Source organism: Pseudoalteromonas sp. 0303 (assembly GCF_013349995.1).
Lineage (GTDB): Bacteria > Pseudomonadota > Gammaproteobacteria > Enterobacterales > Alteromonadaceae > Pseudoalteromonas.
The window spans coordinates 1-21,348 of record NZ_JABVXF010000053.1 but is presented as its reverse complement, the minus strand read 5'-3'; the positions used below and the strand labels follow the sequence as shown (position 1 = coordinate 21,348).

General features: G+C 43.1%; 22 protein-coding genes, 1 tRNA gene and 1 riboswitch. Of the genes, 17 read left to right on the top strand and 6 right to left on the bottom strand.

The window, feature by feature from the left end:
* The 3 genes from HUS62_RS20815 to HUS62_RS20805 all read left to right on the top strand — a co-directional run.
* A partial coding sequence (locus HUS62_RS20815; RefSeq protein ID WP_175081008.1) for an IS3 family transposase occupies nucleotides 1–569 on the top strand: 569 nt, incomplete at its 5' end.
* A gap of 24 nt (nucleotides 570–593) precedes the next feature.
* Nucleotides 594–821, top strand: a complete 228-nt coding sequence (locus HUS62_RS20810; RefSeq protein ID WP_175081007.1) for a hypothetical protein — start codon at nucleotides 594–596, stop codon at nucleotides 819–821.
* Nucleotides 822–973: 152 nt separating this feature from the next.
* Nucleotides 974–3,424, top strand: coding sequence for a carbohydrate-binding domain-containing protein (locus HUS62_RS20805; RefSeq protein ID WP_175081006.1), 2,451 nt, complete (start codon nucleotides 974–976; stop codon nucleotides 3,422–3,424).
* A 63-nt stretch (nucleotides 3,425–3,487) separates the two neighbouring features.
* Here HUS62_RS20805 and galE read toward each other — a convergent pair whose 3' ends face one another.
* The gene (gene galE / locus HUS62_RS20800) at nucleotides 3,488–4,501 is read right to left on the bottom strand and encodes a UDP-glucose 4-epimerase GalE (protein ID WP_175081005.1); all 1,014 of its coding nucleotides are present in this window, start codon (nucleotides 4,499–4,501) and stop codon (nucleotides 3,488–3,490) included.
* A 230-nt stretch (nucleotides 4,502–4,731) separates the two neighbouring features.
* On the opposite strand from galE, the gene HUS62_RS20795 reads away from it, so the two are divergent.
* Entirely contained in the window at nucleotides 4,732–5,235 is a 504-nt protein-coding gene (locus tag HUS62_RS20795; protein ID WP_175081004.1) for a DUF3016 domain-containing protein, read from the top strand.
* A gap of 198 nt (nucleotides 5,236–5,433) precedes the next feature.
* Here HUS62_RS20795 and HUS62_RS20790 read toward each other — a convergent pair whose 3' ends face one another.
* A complete protein-coding gene (locus tag HUS62_RS20790) occupies nucleotides 5,434–5,724 on the bottom strand; it encodes a hypothetical protein (RefSeq protein WP_054561134.1) in 291 nt (96 codons plus the stop codon).
* Between the two features lie 72 nt (nucleotides 5,725–5,796).
* Here HUS62_RS20790 and HUS62_RS20785 point away from each other — a divergent pair, with 72 nt between their 5' ends.
* Nucleotides 5,797–6,009 carry a hypothetical protein gene (locus HUS62_RS20785; protein WP_175081003.1) on the top strand — a complete coding sequence of 71 codons (213 nt, stop codon included), beginning with the start codon at nucleotides 5,797–5,799 and terminating at the stop codon, nucleotides 6,007–6,009.
* Here HUS62_RS20785 and epmB read toward each other — a convergent pair whose 3' ends face one another.
* Nucleotides 6,010–7,023 carry an EF-P beta-lysylation protein EpmB gene (gene epmB / locus HUS62_RS20780; RefSeq protein ID WP_175081002.1) on the bottom strand — a complete coding sequence of 338 codons (1,014 nt, stop codon included), beginning with the start codon at nucleotides 7,021–7,023 and terminating at the stop codon, nucleotides 6,010–6,012.
* Between the two features lie 41 nt (nucleotides 7,024–7,064).
* Between epmB and efp the strand changes: the two genes are divergently transcribed.
* Entirely contained in the window at nucleotides 7,065–7,631 is a 567-nt protein-coding gene (gene efp / locus HUS62_RS20775) for an elongation factor P (protein WP_054554126.1), read from the top strand.
* A 67-nt stretch (nucleotides 7,632–7,698) separates the two neighbouring features.
* A complete protein-coding gene (gene epmA / locus HUS62_RS20770) occupies nucleotides 7,699–8,673 on the top strand; it encodes an elongation factor P--(R)-beta-lysine ligase (protein WP_054561131.1) in 975 nt (324 codons plus the stop codon).
* Nucleotides 8,674–8,719: 46 nt separating this feature from the next.
* On the opposite strand, the gene HUS62_RS20765 is transcribed toward epmA, so the two are convergent.
* Nucleotides 8,720–10,819: a TonB-dependent receptor gene (locus HUS62_RS20765; protein ID WP_175081001.1), complete on the bottom strand. Its 2,100-nt coding sequence runs from the start codon at nucleotides 10,817–10,819 to the stop codon at nucleotides 8,720–8,722.
* A 123-nt stretch (nucleotides 10,820–10,942) separates the two neighbouring features.
* On the opposite strand from HUS62_RS20765, the gene HUS62_RS20760 reads away from it, so the two are divergent.
* The 8 genes from HUS62_RS20760 (at nucleotide 10,943) to HUS62_RS20725 (ending at nucleotide 18,483) form a co-directional block, all read left to right on the top strand.
* The gene (locus tag HUS62_RS20760; protein ID WP_054561129.1) at nucleotides 10,943–11,332 is read left to right on the top strand and encodes a thioesterase family protein; all 390 of its coding nucleotides are present in this window, start codon (nucleotides 10,943–10,945) and stop codon (nucleotides 11,330–11,332) included.
* Between the two features lie 123 nt (nucleotides 11,333–11,455).
* Nucleotides 11,456–11,857, top strand: a complete 402-nt coding sequence (locus HUS62_RS20755; protein ID WP_175081000.1) for an META domain-containing protein — start codon at nucleotides 11,456–11,458, stop codon at nucleotides 11,855–11,857.
* A gap of 64 nt (nucleotides 11,858–11,921) precedes the next feature.
* Nucleotides 11,922–12,023, top strand: a riboswitch (TPP riboswitch).
* A 145-nt stretch (nucleotides 12,024–12,168) separates the two neighbouring features.
* Nucleotides 12,169–14,121 (top strand): phosphomethylpyrimidine synthase ThiC, encoded by a 1,953-nt coding sequence (thiC, locus tag HUS62_RS20750; protein ID WP_220095088.1) that lies wholly within the window; start codon nucleotides 12,169–12,171, stop codon nucleotides 14,119–14,121.
* A gap of 71 nt (nucleotides 14,122–14,192) precedes the next feature.
* Nucleotides 14,193–15,197 carry an FAD-dependent oxidoreductase gene (locus HUS62_RS20745; RefSeq protein ID WP_175080999.1) on the top strand — a complete coding sequence of 335 codons (1,005 nt, stop codon included), beginning with the start codon at nucleotides 14,193–14,195 and terminating at the stop codon, nucleotides 15,195–15,197.
* An 8-nt stretch (nucleotides 15,198–15,205) separates the two neighbouring features.
* Nucleotides 15,206–15,403: a sulfur carrier protein ThiS gene (gene thiS, locus HUS62_RS20740; protein WP_175080998.1), complete on the top strand. Its 198-nt coding sequence runs from the start codon at nucleotides 15,206–15,208 to the stop codon at nucleotides 15,401–15,403.
* A 1-nt stretch (nucleotide 15,404) separates the two neighbouring features.
* Nucleotides 15,405–16,187 (top strand): thiazole synthase, encoded by a 783-nt coding sequence (locus tag HUS62_RS20735; protein WP_175080997.1) that lies wholly within the window; start codon nucleotides 15,405–15,407, stop codon nucleotides 16,185–16,187.
* Nucleotides 16,188–16,202: 15 nt separating this feature from the next.
* Complete coding sequence (gene thiE, locus HUS62_RS20730) at nucleotides 16,203–17,726, top strand: thiamine phosphate synthase (protein ID WP_175080996.1); 1,524 nt, start codon at nucleotides 16,203–16,205, stop codon at nucleotides 17,724–17,726.
* Nucleotide 17,727: 1 nt separating this feature from the next.
* The gene (locus tag HUS62_RS20725) at nucleotides 17,728–18,483 is read left to right on the top strand and encodes a HesA/MoeB/ThiF family protein (RefSeq protein ID WP_175080995.1); all 756 of its coding nucleotides are present in this window, start codon (nucleotides 17,728–17,730) and stop codon (nucleotides 18,481–18,483) included.
* Nucleotides 18,484–18,547: 64 nt separating this feature from the next.
* Here HUS62_RS20725 and asd read toward each other — a convergent pair whose 3' ends face one another.
* Nucleotides 18,548–19,414 (bottom strand): archaetidylserine decarboxylase, encoded by an 867-nt coding sequence (gene asd, locus HUS62_RS20720; RefSeq protein ID WP_175080994.1) that lies wholly within the window; start codon nucleotides 19,412–19,414, stop codon nucleotides 18,548–18,550.
* An 18-nt stretch (nucleotides 19,415–19,432) separates the two neighbouring features.
* Nucleotides 19,433–20,491: a small ribosomal subunit biogenesis GTPase RsgA gene (gene rsgA / locus HUS62_RS20715; protein ID WP_054554137.1), complete on the bottom strand. Its 1,059-nt coding sequence runs from the start codon at nucleotides 20,489–20,491 to the stop codon at nucleotides 19,433–19,435.
* Between the two features lie 122 nt (nucleotides 20,492–20,613).
* Here rsgA and orn point away from each other — a divergent pair, with 122 nt between their 5' ends.
* Complete coding sequence (gene orn, locus HUS62_RS20710; protein ID WP_054554138.1) at nucleotides 20,614–21,159, top strand: oligoribonuclease; 546 nt, start codon at nucleotides 20,614–20,616, stop codon at nucleotides 21,157–21,159.
* A gap of 113 nt (nucleotides 21,160–21,272) precedes the next feature.
* Nucleotides 21,273–21,348: transfer RNA gene (locus HUS62_RS20705), tRNA-Gly, on the top strand.

Below are 21,348 nucleotides of genomic sequence, written 5' to 3'. Positions count from 1 at the left end.
TAACAACTAAGCGTAAGCACTCTGATGCAGTTGCAGATAATTTGCTTAACCAGAACTTTAATCCGGTAGCACCCAATCAGATTTGGGCTGGCGACGTGACATACCTGAAAACTGGCGAAGGCTGGATGTACCTTGCTGTTGTGATGGATTTATATTCTCGTCGAATTGTTGACTGGCATATTGATAAACGTATGACGACTGATTTAGTAATGAAAGCTATGGTTAAGGCTTATAACCTAAGAAAACCAGCCAAAGGCTTGGTATTTCATTCTGATAGAGGGTCCCAGTATACAAGTAAGCGATATCGCAACCTGTTAAAGCAGTTTGGTATGCGAGCAAGCATGGGTGATGTGGGGGCTTGTTGGGATAACGCTGTTGTTGAAAGGTTCTTTGGTAGCTTGAAACATGATTGGTTGTTAAAAGTGGCTCAGCCAACTCGTGAACATATGAAAAGTGATGTTACTGAATATATGAAGTATTACAATCTGGAAAGGCTGCACTCAGCTAATGACGAACAGTCACCAGTAGAGTATGAAAATTCTTTAAGAAAAGTGTCCGGCTGGAGTTGACCAGAACATTTTAAAGAGAATCAGTTGAAGCACCAAGTTCATTACTGGCATGTGAGTTTTATTGGCTGCGTTGTGCTTTGGTGCGCATTGTTAATCGTTGCCTTGTTTAATATGGTTATGTTTAAAACATACAGCCTATGGCTTATCCAGCTTGGTGTTAATGGCATTATCGTGCTGGCTGTTTATGTACGCTATAAAAAACTAAAAGCACAGCTAGCTGTAGCGCTTGAGAGTATTCAAGCGATGCGCTGATGAGCGGCGTTGCTACTTTAGGTTGCCAAATTGTGTTTATAGTGTGGAGGTATTGTGCTCATACAATAAAGATGCCTCTTAGGCTATGGTAGAACACCCTTTAACTGGCTAAGAATACACCTATTATCAATTCTGAGAAATAGGGAGTATTTATGGCACATATTGTAAAATGTTTGCTTTTACTGAGTATTATCTTAAGTTTAGTCGCCTGCGGTGACAGCAGCTCAGACAATCAAGAAACGGTGAATTCGGCGCCTATTGCGATTGCAGGGGTCGATCAAAGTGTCGAAGCGGGCACTGTGGTTACGTTAGATGGCTCATCAAGTAGTGATGAAGATGGTGACACGTTAACCTATCAATGGTCTTTTGTTAGCGTACCTTCGGGCAGCTCAGCCAGTCTTACGAATGCAACCAGCGTATCTGCTACTTTTACTACAGATGTAGCGGGGAGCTACCAAGTACAGCTTGTTGTAAGTGATGGTGAAGAAACAAGTAGCGCAGATACGGTTACTATCACGGCAAGTACCACTAGCGTTGAAAATACAGCACCTGAAGCCGATGCTGGTACAGATCAAACTGTTGAAACGGGCACGCTCGTCACCTTAAATGGGGCGTCGAGTAGTGATGACGATGGTGACACATTAACTTATCAATGGTCTTTTGTAAGTATTCCATCAGGCAGCGAAGCAACCCTCTCAAATGCAACGAGTGTCTCTGTTACTTTTACTGCAGATAGCGATGGCGACTATGAAATACAGTTAATAGTGAATGATGGAGCAGAGTCGAGTAGTGCAGATACGGTGACTATTACTGCCTCATCGACAGCTGCAACTAATACCGCACCCGTAGCGGAAGCGGGCGACAGTCAAAGCGTTGAAACTGGAGCTGAGGTGACCTTAGATGGTTCATCAAGTAGCGATGAAGACGGCGATACACTTACTTATCAATGGTCATTATTATCAACTCCGACAGACAGTGAAGCCGAATTAACGAATGCAACAACGGTATCCCCCTCATTCACAACTGATTTAGACGGTGTTTATACCATTCAACTAATCGTCAATGATGGTTCTCAAAATAGTACTGCTGATACGGTAGGCATTACAGCGACCACGAGTACATCATCTGCAGATACCATTACTATTTTAGACTACAACCCTTCAGGAGCAGCAGAAGGAGATACTGACAACACAGGTGAAGATGAAGACGACCTTGTTGAAAATGCTAGCTTTGATGGCACTGTCATTATTAGTTATGCCGATACCAGCGTATCGGTAACAAATCCGTTTGAAGACAATGGTGTTGAGATTAGCGTTGATGGTGCTGATGTGACTGTTGTGGCAACCATCTCGGGAGTTGCGTATAACGTCGCAGGCTCGAGTACTGAGGGATCATTAAAAATCTACAGCGATAATAAATTTAAACTGGGTTTATCAGATCTTGAGCTTGTAAATAGCGATGGCCCTGCCATTAATATTCAGTCTAAAAAAACGGTGTTCGTCATTTTAGAAGGTGAGAGCTCTCTTATCGACGGTACAGCGTATTCTGATATTCCTGACGATGAAGACGCTAAAGCGACCTTCTTTAGTGAAGGGCAGCTGATTTTTAGTGGCTCAGGTGAGTTAACCGTGGCGGCTAATTACAAGCACGGTATTGTTAGTGATGATTATATCCGTGTACGTGATGGCACTATTATTGTGACTGACGCAGTAAAAGATGCCATTCATATCAATGATTATTTTATTGCTGATGGTGGTAGCTTTACGCTTGCAGCACAAAGCGACGGTATTGATGCATCTGAGGGCTACATTATTATCAATGATGGAGTCTTTAATATTGACGTGCTAGATGATGGTATTGCTGCATCTTATGATATTAGCGAAGAAGACGAACCAGATGAATCAATCACTCCTAATGTAACGATTAATGGCGGCACTTTTACGATATCAACCTCAGAAGGAGAAGGAATTGAAGCGAAAAGTGAAATAACCATTAACGATGGGCAATTCGAGATCAACGCTTATGACGATGCTATAAATGCAGGCGATATGATTTATATTAATGGCGGTCAGATCTACGCATATAGCAGTTCAAATGACTCGGTTGACTCAAATGGTGAAATTACTATCACCGGTGGTGTCCTGATAGCGATTGGTAGCAGTGCACCAGAGGCAGGGATCGATGCAGATAGCAACACGGTTAAGTTCACAGGGGGCACAATTCTTGGGCTCGGTGGAACCACAAGTTTACCAAGCTCAACCGAAAGCACGCAAAATAGTATCGTGCTCGATGGGGTTGCTAAAGACAGTATTTTACATATTCACTCAGAATCACAAGACGAAGCGCTGACTTTTTTAGTGCCTAAACAAGTTGCGACCATACTCTATTCAAGTGCCAAATTGAGCTTGTCTGAAAGCTACGATATTTATGTTGGCGGCAGTGTGAGTGACGGTGAAAGCTTTAATGGTTTGTATACTTCAGGAGAGTTCTCTTTAGACGGAGCTAGTTTGTCAGAGTCATTTACTCTTACTGATGTTGTTACTCAGTTAGGAGGGCAAACTGGCCCAGGTGGTGGCGGTGGTCGAGGCGGCCCCGGCGGTTAGTAATTTATAACTAAGCCTGCATATAGTGCAGGCTTAATTTTTATTGGCTTATAATGACTTTGACTATTTGTAACCGTTCGGGTTATTGCTTTGCCAGCGCCATGTATCCTGCATCATCTCATCGATACCACGCTCAGCTTGCCAGCCAAGCTCGTTCAACGCTTTTTCTGGGGCTGCGTAGCAAGCTGCAATATCGCCCGCTCGGCGCGGCGATATTTGGTATGGTACAGCTTGACCGCTGGCTTTCTCAAAAGCAGTAACCATTTGCAGTACTGAGTAACCATTACCTGTGCCAAGGTTAAATACGTGCGCACCTGTATCACTTGCAATTCGGTTCAGCGCTTTTAAGTGACCTAATGCTAAATCGACGACATGGATATAGTCACGAACACCTGTACCATCTACAGTATCGTAGTCATCCCCAAATACGCCTAGCTTTTCTAGCTTACCCACAGCTACTTGCGAAATATAAGGTAATAAGTTGTTAGGAATACCATTTGGGTCTTCACCAATAAGACCAGATTCATGTGCGCCGACAGGGTTAAAGTAACGTAAGATAACAAAGGCAAAACGTTCATCTGATTTCGAGATATCTTGCAGCATCATTTCAACCATAAGCTTTGATGTGCCATACGGGTTAGTCGTGCCACCAACGGGGAAGTCTTCGCGAATTGGTAAGCTTGCTGGGTCACCGTATACCGTTGCTGATGAGCTAAATACTAACTTAAATACGCCAGCATCACGCATAGCATCAACCAGAGTCAGTGTACCTTGTACGTTGTTTTGATAATACTCGATAGGTTTTACAACCGATTCACCAACCGCTTTTAAACCTGCGAAGTGAATAACACTATCAATAGTATGTTCACTGAAGATTTTGTCTAAGCAGGCTCTATCTAAAATATCACCTTGATAAAACGTGACGTCTTTACCTGTTATTTTTTTTACGCGAGCCAATGACTCATTTGATGAATTGCTTAAGTTATCGAGTACAACAACGTCAGTATCTTGTTGTAATAACTCTAATACGGTGTGAGAACCGATGTATCCGGCTCCGCCGGTGACTAAAATGGTCATAAAATATCCATGAACTATACCTGGTTGAATTAGCCTTATTTCATCACATTTCGGCCTAAATTACATGAATAAATTGTGATTTATGGCGATAAAGCAAAAACATGAATCGCTTGTTTTTGATTACATTTTGCACCATATTGGTTACACCTAAGTGTTTAGATATTAAGCTATAGTTAATTGTCAGCAGCTAAAATTTAATCATTAGCTATACCTGTTAAGTGGAGAAACAGATGAATACAGTAAAAAAAGTTGCCTTAGCAATGATCATTGCACTACCTGCTTTTGCTCACGCAGGAGAAGCAAAAGTTAAATGGCATGACTTTAACGATTACCGCGATGTTCGCCCCGGAAACAACTCACCAAAAGGTGCATTTCATAAAAATGTGGCAAAGAATTTTGAAAAACACTTTAATAAACTTGCTGAAAAGTTACCTGAAGGCTACACCTTCAATGTTGAAGTGACTGAGCTCGACCTAGCGGGTGATGTGCGTTTTGGTACTATGAATGAATTACGTATCATCAAACCAATTTACTTCCCGCGTATCGACCTAAATTATTCAGTTACGGATAAAGACGGTAAAGTGATAAGTGAAGCAAACGATGTAAAGCTTAAAGACATGGGCTTCATGGATCGCATGAAAATGGGGCGCGATGAAGCCTATTATTACGACAAGCGTTTAATCACTGATTGGTTTGAAGATGAGTTATTGCCATCGTTAAATTTGGGTGAATGATAACTTAAAGCCGTCAGCCATCAGCTGTCAGTTTAAAGTTGAACTGTGTTGTTTGTGGGTCTTGTAAAAGACTTGCAACGTGGGAGGCGTTTTAACGCCGAAAAACAATACTCGGCTAAAGCTGCTCCCACATGTAGGCGTGAAATTTATTTCGTGCGATAGCCTCTATTTACAATAAATAAAATAGAGGCTTCTACGTTACTTAAACGTCGCTAACAATTGTAGTAACTGTTGCAGTTTAATAACGGTTTTTTTCAGTTTTTCTTCGTCCATACCGTCGTTGCTTAAGCTTTCTACATCAGCAGCAACATCGAGAACGTAAGGTTTAAAGCGTTTCGCTTCAAAATCAAAGCCAGCATCTTTTGCAAATAAGGCTGTGAATTTGCCATGGCCTTGCTGCTGTAAATCATCTAATTTTTTATCAGCATCAAGTGCCTGACGATAAACGATTTTTAGGTTAGCATTGAGTTGTTCAATAATTGAATCCATTTTTTTCCTAAAGCTTTAGACTGCAATGCCGATATAGTACGTGGATTGTCATAAAAAGTCAGGTAATGAACTATGAATATATCAGGATCAAGCTTACCAGCGATGAGTGGCGGTGGTGAAGGCGCAGAAGTTTACAGCGCATCGCTTGCTAAAAAACAGCAAAAGGCTGATGGTGCTGCGGCACTTGCACTTATCGAAGGCGCAGCAATGAATACTAGTGCCGCACAAACACCTACTAAGTCGGTAACTGCGACACTAGGTAACAACGTAAACGTATATGTGTAGCTACAGTATATTGAGATCGATAGGCGTTTTACTTTTTTCGCCGCCGATCTCGCGCACCAGCTTAGGAACCAAGAACCCCGGCAATGCTGCCAGCATAGCCGTCACGATTTCCCGTGCCTGATTCTCAGCTATGTCAAAATGGCTAGCACCCTCAACTTTATCAAGTAGATGTAAGTAGTAAGGAAGTATATCTGCCTCAAATAGCGCTTCACTAAGTGCAACTTGCGACTCGACAGAATCATTCACATCTTTTAGTAACACCGCCTGATTTAATAACGTAACCCCTGCAGCTTTTAACTTTTGCATGGCCATTTTAAAGTCATCATCAATTTCGTTAGCGTGATTGATATGGTTTATAAACACCACTTTTAACGGTGATGAAGCAAAACGCGCGCACAGCTCATCGGTAATTCTTGCTGGGATCACAACAGGTAAGCGGCTGTGAATACGCATGCGTTTAATTTGCGGAAGCTGCTCTAACTCATCCATAAACCAACTAACAGCATCGTCTTTGGCCATCAATGGATCGCCACCACTTAAAATGACTTCGTTGATGTTGCTGTCTGCTTTTATGTAAGCCAGTGCGTCAATCAAGCTGCGTTTGTTTAATTGGTTTTCTTGATAAGGAAAATGGCGTCTAAAACAATAACGGCAATTTACAGCACAGCCGGTTTTAAACATCACTAAAACCCGAGAGCGATACTTGTGTAACAAACCAGGTTGGTTGTTATCTTGCTCTTTTAGAGGATCTTTGTCGTAACCTGTTTTTGCTAAAAACTCTTGGTGTCTTGGCATCACTTGCAGCAAAAGAGGGTCGTTTATGTCGCCATAACGCATTTTTTTGATAAAAGGCAGTGGCACGCGGACAGGAAAAAGACTGCGTGCTTTGAGGTCTTTTTCGTCTACTTTGCTTGATAATCCTAGCATTTCTAGCAAGCGTTCAGGACAAGTGACAACATTTGCCAATTCTTTTTGCCAGTTTTTATGCAAATTTACTTCATTTCTTTGTATCATTGACACGTAGATTACTCGAAATTATTTAGACAGAGGAAACGATGGCGAATTATAGCACCAATGAGTTCAAGGGCGGCCTAAAAATTATGTTAGATGGCGAACCTTGCAGCATCTTAGAAAATGAAATGGTAAAACCAGGTAAAGGCCAGGCGTTTAACCGTGTTCGTATTCGTAAACTAATCACAGGTAAAGTACTAGAAAAAACATTCAAGTCAGGTGAATCAGTTGAAGGTGCAGACGTAATGGATACAGATTTAGCGTATCTATACACTGACGGTGAGTTCTGGCACTTCATGAACAACGAAACATTTGAGCAAATCGCTGCTGACGAAAAAGCGCTTGGCGACAATGCAAAATGGTTAGTTGAAAATGACGTTTGTACAATCACGCTTTGGAACGGTAGCCCAATCGCAGTTACTCCACCAAACTTCGTTGAACTAGAAATCACTGAAACAGATCCAGGTCTAAAAGGTGATACAGCGGGTACTGGCGGTAAACCAGCAACATTAAGCACAGGTGCTGTTGTTCGTGTTCCTCTATTCGTACAAATCGGCGAAGTGATCAAAGTTGATACACGTAGCGGTGAATACGTGAGCCGTGTTAAGTAATAGGCTAAATTAAGCAATTTATTTTAAAATCCCAGCTTCTGCTGGGATTTTTTTTGGGAAACACTTTATGTCTAATGTCCTTTGGCAACCAAGCGCCGATATTGAAACTTTACGCCACCGTGCCGCTATCATCCGCCGTATTCGCGAGTTCTTTTATGATCGTGATGTTATGGAGGTTGAAACGCCAAGCTTAAGTGCGGCCAGTGTAACCGATGTGCATTTAGCGACATTTAGTACCGAGTTTGTTGGTCCTGGTCATGCTGGTGGCTTACCACTTTATTTGCAAACGTCACCTGAGTTTGCCATGAAGCGTTTACTTGCTGCAGGCTCTGGGGCTATTTTCCAGCTATGCAAAGCCTTTCGTAATGAAGAGGCGGGTAGTCATCATAATCCTGAATTTACAATGCTTGAGTGGTATCGTCCGGGTTTTGATGAATTTGCGCTTATGGATGAAATGGATGAGCTTATGCAATTAGTGCTTGGCGTAGAAAGCGCAGAGCGACTCACTTATCAGCAAGCCTTTATGAACGCCTTAGGTGTTGATCCTTTAACTGCTGATATCAGCACATTGCAGCAACTAGCAACAGAGCAGGGCTTTGCCGATATTGCTGCGAATGAAACGCACCGCGATACCTTGTTACAGCTATTATTTTGTATGAAGGTAGAGCCAACGATTGGCCAAGAAAAGCCTTGTTTCGTTTATCATTTTCCAGCTTCGCAAGCAGCTCTTGCGCAAATTTGTCAGCACGATGAGCGAGTAGCAGGGCGCTTTGAGTTATATTTTAAAAATATGGAACTGGCAAACGGCTTTAATGAGCTGACCAATGGCAAAGAGCAAGCAGCTCGTTTTAGTGAAGATAATCAGTACCGTGAAGCAAATGGCTTAAAGCAAGTGCCAATGGATGAACGCTTAATAGCTGCACTAGAGCATGGTTTGCCACAATGTGCGGGTGTCGCACTGGGTATTGATCGACTCATTATGCTGGCAACGAATAAACAAAAGATTAAAGACGTACTCGCCTTTGATGTTGAAAGGGCTTAACTTATTTGGCTCTAGGTGCTAGGTAGAAAACCTAGCACCTAATTGCTTATAGCTCGTAAATAAATGTCACACCGGCAACCATAGGTTCGCCAAGCTGTGTGTATGTATGAGTGGTGTAACCATCTAATGGGTCGTTACCAAACTCAAAACCACGAGTCGGTACGTCTTCGTCAAATAAGTTACGTGCCCATGCATTAATGCTCCAATTATCACTTTCATAACCAAATGAAGCATTCACTAAATTAGTGCTTGGTGCTTGTGAGTTATGGCTATCAGAGAAGTAGTATTCGTCTTTGCCTTCTACACCAATTGATGCGTAAAGTGCTGGCGTAAAGTTATAACGCGCAGTGAATGCGTATTGGTATTTAGGTGCTTGTGCTTGATCTCGACCATCTTGATCTAGGCCTGATTGCGCAACAAAGTCGTTGATTTCTGTATGTAGATAACCTGCACTACCTGTTAGTAGTAAATTGTCAGTAGCTTGGAAGCTGCCTTCAATTTCTAAACCATAGTTTTCGCCAGAGCTTGCGTTATCGATATAGCCTGTGAATTTTTGACCTTCAACCTGCCACGATTTTAGCTGCATATCTTCACGGTACATGTAGAAAGCAGCAAGACGTAACACAAACTTATCGTCCAAAGAGCTGCCTTTCACACCAAACTCACCGCTCCAAAGGTATTCAGGGGCAAATGATGTGTGATTAGCAAAGAAGTCAGCATCTAGGTTTAAGCCTTCGTCTTTTGCTTTTGCTAACGCTTCAGAGTTAATACCGCCAGCTTTATAGCCACGAGTAATACTAGTGTAGATCATGGTGCGATCAATGACTTGGTATTCAAGTGCAAGCTTACCGCCCACCATGACATCATCGGTTTCTTCAATAAAACCGTTATTGTCGATGTAGTCACCTTGATACTGCTCAACACGCAAACCCGTAATTAAGGTTGTTTTTGGGCCGATAGATGTTGCTAATTGCCCGTATGCAGCAATATTGCTGGTTTCATAATTTGATGCAAATGGTTGCGCAAGCCAAGTATATTGACGTTCTAAGTCAACTTCGCGGCCTTGATAATAAATGCCTGCGACCCACTCACCAGATTTACCACTAAATTGCAGCTCTGCCGCTTGATCTTGGCGATCGCGAAAGTAAGTATCTGTTGAGCTATAGCCCCACTCATGCAAACCTGCAGCACATAACTCCGGCTGGGCTTCATCATTACACACCCAGTCTTCGTCGAAGCTATATAACAGCTCGCTGTCGATACCAGATAGGTTTAGGCTAACATCAAAAAAGTCAAAGCCGGTGTATATGTTTGCTAAACCAACCGCAATGCTTTCTTGGTTGTCTTGTCCAGGTTCATCAGCAACACTGTAACGACTGTTATCTAGTGTGAAGGCGTCATAGCCGTTATTTATATCGATGTAATGTACATTCAGTTCAGTACGCAGATGATCGGTAAATTGGCTGTGTAACTTAAAGCGAGAAACAAGCTCATCTTGTTGCTGTGTATCTTCACCTAAATAACGGTTTTCTACATAACCATCAGACTCACGTTGATAAATGCTAGCGCGTACTGCTGTGTCGTCGGTAATACCCGTACCTGCGGCAATACCTGCTTCATAGCTATTGTAGTTGCCCGCACCTAATTGTATTTTCACACTTGGGTCAAGAGTGGGTGTTGCAGATTCCATTTGAATCATACCAGCTAAGGCATCAGCACCAAAGCGAGTCCCTTGTGGGCCGCGATAAATTTCAACTTGGTCGATATCAAATAACAGTGAACTGCCACCTAAACCAGAGTAGTTAATACCGTCGATCACTAAGCCAACCGAAGGATTAATAGGGCTAACAAACTGTGAGCGTAAACCAACACCACGAATTTGCACGAAACGACCACGAGATGCACCAGAGGTAAAGTTTACATTCGCTGCACTAGCAAGCATCTCATCTAAAAACTTTGCACCGCGTTGATTGATTTCATGGTCTGAAAACAAGCTTGCGCTGGCACTAAGGGTTTGAATGCTTTCTCTTTTGAAATCACCGGTAACTTCAATCGTTTCTAGATCACCGTCTTCAGCGTAAGCAATCGAAGATGCTGCAAATAAAGGCAGGATGGCAGCAGATAATAATGATAAACGTCGTTTCATGCGGATTCTTAACTCCATTTTCGGGACTGCTATTCTAGCAACCTAGCTAGCCAAATGGCTATAAAATCAATTTTTATGGTATAAACGCAGGCAATTATACGTAAATTGATTAGGAATACGACTATGACCTTTAAAGTAGACTTTAAAGTGCGTGATTATGAGTGTGATTTACAAGGCATTGTTAATAACAGTGTTTATTTTAATTACCTAGAGCATGCTCGCCATGAGTTTTTACATGCTCAAGGTATCGATTTTGCAAAGCTAGCAAGAGAAAAAGTAAACCTTGTCGTGCTGCGAAGCGAAATGGATTACAAGGCATCATTAGTGCCGGGCGATGAGTTTTACGTTGCCGTTGAGCCTGAGCGTATCAGCCGTTTAAAGTTTGCTTTTAGGCAAACGGTGTATCGTAAACATGACGATAAAGTGATGCTGCAAGCTTTGGTGATTGGCACGTCGGTAAATGAAAAAGGTCGTCCTTTTTTACCAGAAGAAGTCGATAACTTATTCAAATAGTCTGCGTTGTTATTTAAAAAGCTAACTTAGAACAATTTTTTACAGATAAAACATGTTTTTTTAACGATCAAACACGTTAAATATTGTTATGATGACAATATTGAAACTTGAGCCATAAAAAATATGAAGTTAGTAGCCTTACCCCTTCTCTTTGCACTTTTTTGTGTGGGCTGTACAACAACAGGAACGGTCACCAGCGAGCAATTAAAATATACTCAGTGGCAGTTATCAAAAGTAAATGGCTTAGCCATTCCTGTTTCCCAAACTGCCTCCATACGCTTTATTGAAGCGATGCAGATTAATGGTTTTGCGGGTTGTAATAAGTTTTTTGGTGAAGGTGCGTTAAGCGAAGATACGCTAACGGTTAATAAGTTAGGTATGACGCGTAAATCTTGTGGTGAGCAAATTGATGACCTTGAACAGCAATTACTTTCAACTTTGAAAGAAGGCGCGGTAATTGACTTAGAAGGTGAACAGTTAACCTTGCAAGGTGAACACCACTTTACTTTCATAGCAAAAAACTAAAGTGGCTGAGCTTGCAGCAATTTTTTAACTGGCGTACACTCAGGGCGTTTTAAAAGAAACGAATTTATACTTGTCGGAGTGCCTTTAATAAGGCTGAGATCGCGAAAGCGGGATCCGTGAACCTGATCAGGCTAACACCTGCGTAGGGAACAAGCTGCCTCACTGGGCGCTTGTGCGCCAAATTTTTGGGGCAGAAGCGGCACAGGCTGCACTAGTAAGCACTTAGCTTATTAACGATCCAATGGCGTTTGCCACTCTCTATTGCACTTGCAATATCTGACAAGACAACCCTTAAAGCAATGAGGTAAGTCATGTCAAACACAACAACTAAACCATCTCGCCGCGAAGTTCGTGCGGCAGCATCAGATTATATTTATAACTTAACTGGGCAACCGTTTCCTAATTCTCATAAAGTTTATGTAGAAGGTACACAAGACAATGTACGAGTAGGGATGCGTGAAATCAGTCTCAGCGATACCTTTATCGGTGGCACTGAAGAGAACCCTGTACTTGAGCCTAACGCGCCAATTCGTGTTTACGATACATCAGGTCCATATACTGACCCAGATTTTCAACTTGATGTGCGCAAGGGCCTTGAGAAATACCGTGAAAAGTGGATTGAAAGCCGTGGCGACACTGAAATTTTAGACTCAGTGACTTCGCAGTTTTCTCAACAGCGAATGGCAGATGAAGGGTTAGATCACATCCGCTTTGAACACCTACCAAAGATCCGCCGTGCAAAAGCCGGTAAAAACGTAACGCAAATGCATTATGCACGACAAGGCATTGTGACGCCTGAAATGGAATATGTGGCGATCCGTGAAAACATGGGGCGCGCTAAAATTCGTGAAGAGTTACTTGCAGCCCAGCACAAAGGCGAATCGTTTGGCGCTAGTATTCCTGATTTTATTACCCCTGAATTTGTGCGTGATGAAATTGCCCGTGGCCGCGCTGTGCTTCCTAACAATATTAACCACCCAGAAACCGAGCCGATGATCATTGGCCGAAACTTTTTAGTTAAGGTGAACGCGAATATTGGTAATTCGTCTGTGACTTCATCAATTGAAGAAGAAGTCGAAAAAATGGTGTGGTCTACTCGTTGGGGCGCCGACACGGTAATGGACTTATCAACGGGTCGCTATATTCACGAAACTCGTGAGTGGGTGGTACGTAACTCACCAGTACCAATTGGCACCGTACCAATTTACCAAGCGCTTGAAAAAGTAAACGGTGTGGCTGAAGACCTAACGTGGGAGATTTTCCGCGATACCTTGATTGAACAAGCTGAACAAGGCGTTGATTACTTTACTATTCATGCTGGGGTATTACTGCGTTACGTGCCGATGACGGCAAAGCGTGTTACCGGTATTGTTTCGCGTGGTGGCTCTATCATGGCGAAATGGTGTTTAGCGCACCATAAAGAAAACTTCTTATACACTCACTTTGAAGAAATCTGTGAAATTTTAAAACAGTATGATGTGTGTTTTTCATTAGGTGATGGCCTGCGTCCGGGCTCTATTGCCGATGCGAATGACGAAGCCCAATTCAGCGAATTACGTACTTTAGGTGAGTTGACAAAACTTGCTTGGAAACATGATGTGCAAGTGTTCATCGAAGGCCCTGGCCATGTGCCAATGCATATGATCAAAGAGAACATGGAAGAGCAGCTAAAACACTGTGAAGAAGCACCGTTTTATACTCTTGGTCCATTAACCACGGATATTGCACCGGGGTACGATCATTTCACATCAGGTATTGGCGCTGCGCAAATTGCTTGGTACGGCTGCGCTATGCTTTGTTATGTAACCCCTAAAGAGCATTTAGGCTTACCTAACAAAGAAGACGTTAAAGAAGGTTTAATCACTTACAAAATTGCTGCTCATGCTGCCGATTTGGCAAAAGGCCACCCGGGTGCGCAAGAGCGTGACAACGCTTTATCAAAAGCGCGCTTTGAGTTCCGTTGGCACGACCAATTTAACCTAGGTTTAGACCCTGAACGCGCCCGCGAATATCACGACGAAACATTGCCACAAGAATCAGGCAAGATTGCACATTTCTGCTCTATGTGTGGCCCTAAGTTCTGCTCGATGAAGATCACTCAAGAAGTACGTGATTATGCCAAAGATCTTGAATCAAGAGGCATTGATCCGAATAACGTAGGTGATGCTATCGAAATCAAAATGGTCGATGTTGAAGCCGAAATGAAAGCGAAATCAGACGAGTTCAAAAAAACAGGCTCTGAGATTTACCATAAAGCAGTTTAATTGATGGAGCTAGGCATCAGCGATAGGCTCTGGGTTTTACCTAGGGCCTAGAGCTTAGGCCTAGAAAGTTTATGTCATTAAAGATAGCGATACTGGGTTTTGGTTTAACTGGCCGTTTAACTGCATTAGCACTTGCTAAAGAGCATCAGCTAAGTGTGTTTGAGCAAGATAATGAACATGCTAGCAACAGTGCTGGCAGCGTTGCCGCAGCGATGTTGGCACCCCTTGCTGAGTCAGTCCTGTGTGAACAGGATTTAGCCCTACAAGGGCTTTATAGCATCACTCGTTGGCAGCACATTTTAAGTGAGCTCGATGACGCTGTGTATTTTCAACAAACGGGCAGTTTAGTGGTTGCTCATCAGCAAGATAAGGGCGATTTACAAAGTTTTGTGAGCCGCTTAAAACCACTTGAAAACTATCAGGCACAGGCATTGGTTGGCACTCAAATCGCAGACCTTGAGCCAGAACTAGCTGGGCGTTTCCATCAAGGTGTGTATTTACCTTGTGAAGGGCAACTCGATAATCAGGCATTTTATAGCACTAGTTTTAAAAAGCTAACCTCGCAAGGAGTGCAATTTAACTTTGGCTGTAAAGTTGAATTGAACGCCCATCAAGTGAATGGCCAAAGCTATGATTATGTATTTGATTGTCGCGGCTTAGGTGCTAAAAAGGCTGAACCCTTACTGCGTGGAGTAAGAGGGGAGGTGGCGCGTTTATATGCACCAGAGGTGAACCTGACCAGGCCGATACGACTGATGCATCCGCGTTACCCAATTTATATTGCTCCTAAGCCAAACCATCAATTTGTGATTGGTGCGACTGAAATCGAATCGCAAGACCGCGGTAAAGTCACCGTGCGCTCGGCGCTGGAGTTATTGTCTGCTGCTTATACCGTGCATAGCGGCTTTGCTGAAGGGCGTATCGAGAGCTTGCAATCAGGGCTTCGTCCTGCGTTTGCAGACAACCGCCCGAAAGTCACAAAACAAGGTCGAGTGATCAGTATTAATGGCTTATACCGTCATGGCTATCTACTCGCGCCTAAAGTGGTTGATGATGCAGTGAGCTTAATTGCTTAAGGATAAAAATGAATATTTTAATTAATGGTCAGTCAGTTACAGTGAACGACAATACATCGCTCACTCAGGCGTTGAGCCAGTTTGGCGCGAGACCTCCATTTGCCGTTGCCGTTAATGGTGACTTTGTACCGCGCAGCCAATACGATGCTAAAACCCTCAACGAAGGCGACAGCATTGAGTTATTGTCGCCAATTCAAGGAGGCTAAGATGGATTGTTTTTCGGTTTATGGTGAGCAATTTACGAGTCGTTTACTGATTGGCTCAGCACTGTACCCTTCGCCAAGTGTTATGACTGAGTCGATAGTGGCCTCACAGGCTGAAATTGTCACGGTTTCATTAAGACGCCAGCAAAGCGCTGCTGCGGGTGATGATTTTTGGCAATTGATAAAAAATACCGGGTTAAAGGTGCTGCCAAATACGGCGGGTTGCCATAGTGTAAAAGAAGCAGTGACCTTGGCACAAATGTGCCGCGAAGTGTTTGCCACTGATTGGATCAAGTTAGAGTTGATTGGTGATGAATATAATTTACAGCCCGATCCATTCGCACTTCTCGAAGCCACTAAAATTTTATTGGCCGATGGCTTTAAAGTTTTGCCTTATTGCACTGATGATTTAGTGCTGTGTCAGCGCCTCGCTGATTTAGGCTGCGAAGTACTAATGCCTTGGGGCGCACCGATTGGCACGGGTAAAGGCTTGCTGAATCCTTACAACTTAAAAATGATCCGTGAGCGCTTGCCAAACCATACGTTAATTGTTGATGCGGGCTTAGGTTTACCATCTCATGCCTGCCAAGCGCTTGAATTAGGGTATGATGCCGTATTATTAAATTCGGCAATTGCAGGTGCAGGTTGCCCAGTAACGATGAGTAAAGCGTTTAAAAGTGCTGTTGAAGCGGGGCGATATAGCTATTTGGCTAAAGCGATGCCAGAGAAAGACGTAGCAAGCCCATCAACGCCGACGCTCGGTATGCCATTTTGGCATCAAGAATAAAATGTGAGGAATAACATGAATCAGGTTGTATGGACCATAGCTGGCTCAGATTCGGGCGGCGGTGCAGGAATTCAAGCCGATATCAAAGCAATGCAAAGTTTTAATGTACATGGCTGTACGGTTATTACTGCTTTAACGGCACAAAATAGTCTAGGTGTAGAAGCACTTAACCCGATATCAACAGAAGTGATTGAGTCGCAACTATTAGCCTTAGCCAGTGATATGCCTGCCAGCGTGATTAAAATTGGCATGCTTGCCAATGTGCAGCAAATACAGCTTATTAGTGAGCATTTAAAACATTACAAAGCAACTTGGGCAGAGCCGCCTTTGGTTGTTTATGATCCGGTTGCCATTGCCTCAAGTGGTGATTTATTAACAGAAGAAGATACTGTTAGTGCCATTAAAGAGTGTTTATTGCCATTAGTCGATGTTGTAACACCGAACACCCACGAAACGCAGTTATTAACTGGTGTTTACCTGATTGGCCCAAGCGCAGTGAAAGAAGCCGCCGAGAAGTTAACAGGCTATGGTGCAAAAGCGGTGATCATCAAAGGGGGTCATTGGGATTACCCAAGTGGCTACTGCATTGATTACTGCGTGCAAGGTGAACAGGCATATTGGCTTGGCAATGAAAAAATTCAAACTCCGCATAGTCATGGCACAGGATGTAGTATGGCTTCTGTGATTGCCGCGTGTTTAGCCAAACAGTATCCACTCAAAGATGCCTTTATTTTAGCGAAAGCCTATATCAACCAAGGATTAAAAGCAGCCGTTCGTTATGGTGAAGGGATTGGCCCCGTTGCGCATACTTGCTTTCCAACAAATTTAGCAGATTACCCACAAGTCATCGAAGCGGGAAGTTGGCTGGGTGATGAGCTCGACTTTGATTGCCCGGTTGATTTTACCATGGCAGCAGGTTTTGCCGAGTGCGACTCTAAACAGCTAGGTTTATATGCCGTTGTTGATACGGTTGATTGGTTAGAGAAGTGTTTAGCCGAAGGAGTTAAAACCGTTCAATTAAGAATGAAAAATGCAGACGATGCAGCACTTGAAGAGTCGATTGCAAGTGCGGTTATGCTGGGGCAGAAGTACGATGCGCAGGTATATATCAATGATTATTGGCAATTGGCGATCAAGCACGGAGCTTATGGTGTTCATTTAGGACAAGAAGACTTACAAACTGCTAATTTAATTGCCATAAAAGAGGCAGGGTTACGCTTAGGTGTGTCGACCCATGGCTTTTATGAAATGCTACGTGCACATAATTACAGGCCAAGTTATATGGCGTTTGGCGCTATTTATCCAACCACCACCAAAGACATGACGGGGCAAATTCAAGGTTTAGAAAAGCTCGAAAAATTTGTACCGCTAATGGCTGATTATCCAACGGTGGCAATTGGTGGAATTGATATATCACGTGCAGAGCAAGTTGCGAGCACGGGGGTTGGCAGTGTTGCCGTAGTACGTGCGATTACTGAAGCCGAAGACTACCAAGCAGCCATTGCCAAGTTAAAACTGCTGGTCGAAGGTCAGTCTTAATATGAGCGCGTTAAGCGACAAAGAGCAAATTCGTTATAGCCGCCACTTGCTATTAAAAGAGGTGGGGCTTGCGGGTCAGCAAAAGTTAAAGGCTGCTCATATTGTGGTTGTCGGAGCGGGTGGACTTGGCTCCCCAGCACTGTTTTATTTAGCGGCTGCAGGAATCGGAACGCTCACTTTAATAGACGATGATAAGGTTGAGCTTTCAAATCTACAGCGACAAATACTCTATAAAGTAAACCACATGGGGCAGGCAAAAACACAGGCGGCTGCCAAGGTGTTAGGCAGTTTAAATAATCAAATTACGGTTAAGCCCCTATGCCAAAAGCTTGATGAAAATAACTGTGCTGAGCTTCTTGATGGCGCTGACATCATCCTTGATTGTAGTGATAACTTTGCTACCCGTTATTTGGTTAATCGCTATTGTTTAGCTAAATCTATCCCACTTGTATCAGCTGCTGCTATTGCAACGCAGGGGCAGGTGATGAGTTTTGATTTTCGCGATGAACAGAGCCCTTGCTATGGCTGTATATTCCCGCAAACGGAGGAGCAAACAGCACTTAATTGTGACAATGCTGGGGTATTGAGCCCGTTACTGGGTGTTATGGGAAGCATGCAAAGTTTATTGGCTATCAATATATTGCTTGGCTATAAAACAGGTAGCGAGTTTATTCAATTTGATGGGCTAACACTAATGCAGCAGCGCTTTAATATTCAAAAAGATAGTGAGTGCTCAGAGTGTAATCGTGGGGTATAGGCGCGATTTATAGTGAATTTTAAGCAAACCACTTTTGCTCAAGTGGTTTGCTTAATTGAACTTATTAGTCGTTAATTTTCGCAAATGGTGTGCCCATGCGCGTCACTGTTTCTGGGTGTTGATCTGATAAGAACTCAGCTTGATTTGCACCCCAGGCTAAAATAACGGTAGAGCCTAACTTAAAGCGACCCATTTCTTCACCTTTCTTCAGAGTAATCGCGTTGTCACCTGTGGTTGGGTAATTCCAACTAAATACATCTTTACCTGCTGGTGGCGTTACTGTGCCTGCCCAAATAGTCTCGATGCTAGCAACAATTGTCGCACCTACAAGCACCATGGCTAGTGGGCCAATTTCGGTCTCAAAGATAGCCACAACACGCTCGTTACGAGCAAATAAGTTAGGTACATTTTGTGCTGTTAACGGGTTTACCGAAAATAAATCACCCGGTACGTAGATCATTTTGCTCAGCGTACCATCAACAGGCATGTGAATACGGTGGTAATCTTTTGGTGCTAAATAAATAGTCGCAAACTTACCGCCTAAAAACGGCGCTGTGTCTTCTTCTTTGCCACCAAGAAGTGCTTGTAAGCTGTAGTCGTGGCCTTTTGCTTGGATGATTTGACCGTCGACTACATCGCCTAATTGGCTAATTGCCCCATCAACTGGGTGTGCAATAATGTCGCTTTCTTCAGCAAGTGGACGAATGCCTTCTTTTAATGGGCGAGTGAAAAACTCATTAAAGGTTTTGTAATGAGCTGGATCTGGGTATTTAGCCTCAGTCATATCAATTTTGTATTGTTTGATAAACAATTTAATTAAGGCCGTTGTTAAGCCACCCGCTTTTGCTGCTGCCAACTTGCCAACCATGCGCGAAATGAAATGTTTTGGCATGGCATATTGCATAGCAATTTTGAATTTATCTAAACTCACTTGTTATTTCCTAAATAGTTATACGCGAGGAGCGCGTGCACCGGCACGGCCGTCGGCCATAGTTTCTAAAATTCGGTGGTAACTGTCAAAGCGAAGTTCTGAAATTTCACCATCATCAACAGCTTGGCGAATTATACAGCCAGGATCGTTTAAATGCTTACAATCTCGAAAACGACAGCCACCAATAAAATCACGGAACTCTTTAAAGCACCATGTAACGCGCTCAACATCTAAATGCCACAAGCCAAACTCACGAATTCCCGGTGAGTCGATAAGGTTACCACCACTTGGTAAATGGTGTAATCGCGATACGGTTGTTGTGTGTTGACCAAGGCCGCTGTTCTCAGATACTTCTTGGGTTAGGATGTCAGCATCTGGCAGTACAGTGTTCACTAAGGTTGATTTACCCACACCACTTTGACCAACAAAAATGCTGTTTTTATCGACCAGTTTTTGTTTAAGCTCATCAATGCCTTGACCGGTTTTATTACTGACTAACAGTACTTGATAACCTAGCTCACGATAGATATCGAGAATTTCATCAATAAAAGCAAGGCCTTCATCGTCGATTAAATCTATTTTGTTAAGCACTAAAATAGGCTCAATACCCATGTCTTCACAGGCAACTAAATAGCGGTCGATAATGTTTGGCGTAAACTCAGGCAATACAGCAGAGACCATTAAAATTTGGTCAATATTGGCAGCGACGACTTTCACCCCGTCATAAAAATCAGGGCGAGTTAGTTGTGAGCGACGCTCATGAGTTGCTTCAATAACGCCTGCTAAGTCGCCTTCGCTAACTTTTGCACGGCGAAAAATAACTTCATCACCACATACAAGGCTCGATACTGTTCTGCGTATATTACAGCGCAATACTTCGCCTGATTCGGTTTCGATATCGGCGTGTTGGCCAAATCGACTGATCACAACCGCATTTTCGGCAGGGCCTAAATTGTCATTTTGCCATTGCACAGTTGCCCCTTTCTGTTGCTTTTTGTCTGCATTAGAGAGGCGTTTTTGATGATTGGCCTTAATTCGACGCGATTGGCCTTTACTTAATTTCTTTTGTTTTGCCACTTTTGGCCTATAACTTGAGTAAATGTCGGGCTTTTTGAAAAAAAAGCTTTAGGTCGACTGATGATACTAATATGATATATCTAAATGCGTTGGATCTAAAGGAAAGCACCGCTAAGGTAACTATGTCTTTTCATAAATCAAATCTTATCTGGCTCGACCTGGAAATGACAGGCCTCGAACCAGCAACAGATAAAATACTCGAAATTGCCACTGTTGTCACCGACAGTGATTTAAACATCTTGGCTGAAGGCCCTGTTATTGCTATTCATCAAAGCGATGAACTGCTTGATGGCATGGACGAGTGGTGCACGACTCAGCACGGTCAATCTGGTTTAACAGCTCGTTGTAAAGCAAGCACATTCACTGAACAAGATGCTATTGATCAAACATTGGCATTTCTAAAGCAATGGGTACCTGCGGGTGCTTCACCTATGTGTGGTAATTCTATCGGCCAAGACCGCCGTTTTATGAATAAGTACATGCCTGAATTGGAAGACTACTTTCACTACCGTAACCTTGATGTGAGTACAGTTAAAGAGCTTGCACGTCGTTGGAAACCTGACGTATTAGCGCAAGTGAACAAAAAAGGTTCACATCTAGCCCTCGACGATATCAAAGATTCGATCATGGAATTAAAGGTTTACCAAGAAAAATTCTTTAATTTGTAAAAAACATTTGCAAACACATCGGATTATTGTAGAATCCTGCCCCGCTTAAGACGTTAACCCCCGCGGGGTTAGTGTGTCTTTAGCTAAACTTTTATAGTTGAAAGTTATAATTTGCGGCACTAGCTCAGTTGGTAGAGCGCAACCTTGCCAAGGTTGAGGTCACGAGTTCGAGCCTCGTGTGCCGCTCCA

Bases quoted from the DNA above. Each gene is read 5' to 3' on its own strand.
- HUS62_RS20760 (WP_054561129.1), top strand. From the start codon at position 10,943: ATGACCTTTAAAGTAGACTTTAAAGTGCGTGATTATGAGTGTGATTTA.
- HUS62_RS20805 (WP_175081006.1), top strand. From the start codon at position 974: ATGGCACATATTGTAAAATGTTTGCTTTTACTGAGTATTATCTTAAGT.
- HUS62_RS20755 (WP_175081000.1), top strand. From the start codon at position 11,456: ATGAAGTTAGTAGCCTTACCCCTTCTCTTTGCACTTTTTTGTGTGGGC.
- HUS62_RS20790 (WP_054561134.1), bottom strand. From the start codon at position 5,724: ATGGATTCAATTATTGAACAACTCAATGCTAACCTAAAAATCGTTTAT.
- HUS62_RS20745 (WP_175080999.1), top strand. From the start codon at position 14,193: ATGTCATTAAAGATAGCGATACTGGGTTTTGGTTTAACTGGCCGTTTA.
- orn (WP_054554138.1), top strand. From the start codon at position 20,614: ATGTCTTTTCATAAATCAAATCTTATCTGGCTCGACCTGGAAATGACA.
- HUS62_RS20725 (WP_175080995.1), top strand. From the start codon at position 17,728: ATGAGCGCGTTAAGCGACAAAGAGCAAATTCGTTATAGCCGCCACTTG.
- thiE (WP_175080996.1), top strand. From the start codon at position 16,203: ATGAATCAGGTTGTATGGACCATAGCTGGCTCAGATTCGGGCGGCGGT.
- thiS (WP_175080998.1), top strand. From the start codon at position 15,206: ATGAATATTTTAATTAATGGTCAGTCAGTTACAGTGAACGACAATACA.
- HUS62_RS20765 (WP_175081001.1), bottom strand. From the start codon at position 10,819: ATGAAACGACGTTTATCATTATTATCTGCTGCCATCCTGCCTTTATTT.
- efp (WP_054554126.1), top strand. From the start codon at position 7,065: ATGGCGAATTATAGCACCAATGAGTTCAAGGGCGGCCTAAAAATTATG.
- galE (WP_175081005.1), bottom strand. From the start codon at position 4,501: ATGACCATTTTAGTCACCGGCGGAGCCGGATACATCGGTTCTCACACC.
- HUS62_RS20785 (WP_175081003.1), top strand. From the start codon at position 5,797: ATGAATATATCAGGATCAAGCTTACCAGCGATGAGTGGCGGTGGTGAA.
- epmB (WP_175081002.1), bottom strand. From the start codon at position 7,023: ATGATACAAAGAAATGAAGTAAATTTGCATAAAAACTGGCAAAAAGAA.
- HUS62_RS20735 (WP_175080997.1), top strand. From the start codon at position 15,405: ATGGATTGTTTTTCGGTTTATGGTGAGCAATTTACGAGTCGTTTACTG.
- epmA (WP_054561131.1), top strand. From the start codon at position 7,699: ATGTCTAATGTCCTTTGGCAACCAAGCGCCGATATTGAAACTTTACGC.
- thiC (WP_220095088.1), top strand. From the start codon at position 12,169: ATGTCAAACACAACAACTAAACCATCTCGCCGCGAAGTTCGTGCGGCA.
- HUS62_RS20795 (WP_175081004.1), top strand. From the start codon at position 4,732: ATGAATACAGTAAAAAAAGTTGCCTTAGCAATGATCATTGCACTACCT.